1 protein-coding gene is annotated in these 1,369 nt (G+C 70.5%); it reads right to left on the bottom strand.

What is annotated here, in order from left to right; genetic code table 11:
* Window positions 1–1,369 (bottom strand): lysine N(6)-hydroxylase/L-ornithine N(5)-oxygenase family protein (locus tag EHS43_RS44585; RefSeq protein ID WP_260471015.1); only part of this gene is annotated, 1,369 nt, incomplete at both ends.

Here is a 1,369-nt window from a genome sequence, read left to right as displayed (position 1 = left end):
GTCGGGATCCGGGGCAGCCGGTCTTCGAGGCCGAAGGTGGTGAAGGCGGTGCGGGTGGGCAGCGGGTAGGCGTCCTTGCCGGTGACGGTGTTGAGGATGGTGGCGCTGCGCCAGGCGGCGAGGCCGAGGTCGGGGGTGCCGACGCCGTGGGTGTGGCGTTCGGCGTTCTGGACGTAGACGTGGCAGTCGGCGCCGGTGACGGACGGGTCGAGGACGAGGCGGAAGTGTTCGTCGACGCGGGGGCGTTCGCGGCTGTCGCGGCGCAGGTAGGGGTCGAGTCCGGCGAGGATGCGGTCGAGGGGGCGTTCGCGGTGGCCGGTGGCGAGGACGACGGCGTCGGTGGTGAGGCGGGAGCGGGTGCCCTGCTGGGTGTGTTCGAGGTGGAGTTCGATCTTCGTGGTGGCGATGCGGCCGGCGGTGCGGACGCGGACGCCGGGGGTGAGGACGGTGTCGGGCCAGCCGCCGTGCAGGGTGCGTCGGTAGAGCTCGTCGTGGATGGCGGCGATGGTGTCGGTGTCGATGCCGCGGTGGAGCTGCCACTGGGTGGTGCCGAGGCGGTCGCGGACGCTTTCGGACAGGGCGTGGAAGTAGCGGGTGTAGTCGGGGGTGAAGTGTTCGAGGCCGAGCTTGGAGTACTCCATGGGGGCGAAGGCTTCGGTGCGGCCGAGCCAGTGGAGTCGTTCGTGGCCGGTGGGGCGGTTGCGCAGGAGGTCGAGGAAGATCTCCGCGCCGGACTGTCCTGAGCCGACGACGGTGACGTGCTCGGCGGCGAGGAGTCTCTTGCGGTGGTCGAGGTAGTCGGTGGCGTGGATGACGGGCACGCCGGGTGCCTCGACGAGGGGCTTCAGGGGTTCCGGCACGTAGGGCTCGGTGCCGATGCCGAGGACGACGTTCTTGGTGTACGTGCGGCCCAGCGCCTCGGCCTCGCCGTCGCTGTCGAGCTGGGTGAAGTCGACCTCGAAGACGTCGCGTTCGGGGTTGAAGCGGACGGCGTCGACCTGGTGGCTGAAGTGGAGTCCAGGGAGGTTCTCGGCGACCCAGCGGCAGTAGGCGTCGTATTCGGCGCGCTGGATGTGGAAGCGCTCGGCGAAGTAGAAGGGGAAGAGGCGCTCGCGGGTCCTGAGGTAGTTGAGGAAGGTCCAGTGGCTGGTGGGGTCGGCGAGGGTCACCAGGTCGGCGAGGAAGGGGACTTGGACGGTGGCGCCGTCGATGAGGAGCCCGGGGTGCCAGCCGAAGGCGGGCCGCTGCTCGTAGAAGACGGCGTCGAGGGCGGTGAGGGGCTGGGCGAGGGCGGCGAGGGAGAGGTTGAAGGGTCCGATGCCGATGCCGACGAGGTCGCGGGGTGCGTCGGGCTCGTGGTGTGGGGGGT

Source organism: Streptomyces sp. RP5T, from assembly GCF_003933965.1.
Classification (GTDB): domain Bacteria; phylum Actinomycetota; class Actinomycetes; order Streptomycetales; family Streptomycetaceae; genus Streptomyces.
The sequence above is the reverse complement of the archived record's forward strand: the minus strand, read 5'-3'. Positions and strand labels throughout refer to the sequence as shown.